We start from the raw sequence: 410 nt of genomic DNA on the forward strand, positions 1-410 counted from the left end.
TACAACCAATAGGCATGCCCTCACGAATTTTAAAACCCGCGATAGCTTTTTTGGCCCTAGTTACTAAAGCCTTTTGTCCTGTAATTGTTGCCATTTCATTTAAAGAGGCTTCAAGAGCTTTCGAATTCGAAGCTGCTTCACCAAGACCCCTGTTAACGTTGACTTTGACAACTTTAGGTACTTGATGAATATTTTTAAGACCAAGGTCCTTTAAAAGTTTTGGTCTTATTGATTCTTTGTAGCGATTTTTTAGAGTCATAATTTTTTGTTAATTCTGGTCTTTGTCAGAATTGATAAATTAGAAAAAGTTGAAATCTGGTTTCTGATGAAAAATTAATCAATTACTTCACCAGTTTTCTTCAATCTTCTTTTCTTAACCCCCTCTTTATCAATAAAGTATTCAATCTTAC

At 33.4% G+C, this 410-nt stretch carries 1 protein-coding gene and 1 pseudogene; both read right to left on the minus strand.

The annotated features are described in order from the left end of the window. The coding region (gene rplE / locus AMO19_RS03445; RefSeq protein ID WP_075507347.1) for a 50S ribosomal protein L5 at positions 1–259 on the minus strand (259 nt) is incomplete at its 3' end. A gap of 74 nt (positions 260–333) precedes the next feature. Beyond that, a pseudogene (locus tag AMO19_RS03450) lies at positions 334–410 on the minus strand (50S ribosomal protein L24); the annotation flags it as partial.

Origin of the sequence: Prochlorococcus marinus (genome assembly GCF_001180245.1) — a bacterium.
Taxonomy (GTDB): Bacteria; Cyanobacteriota; Cyanobacteriia; order PCC-6307; family Cyanobiaceae; genus Prochlorococcus_A; species Prochlorococcus_A marinus_F.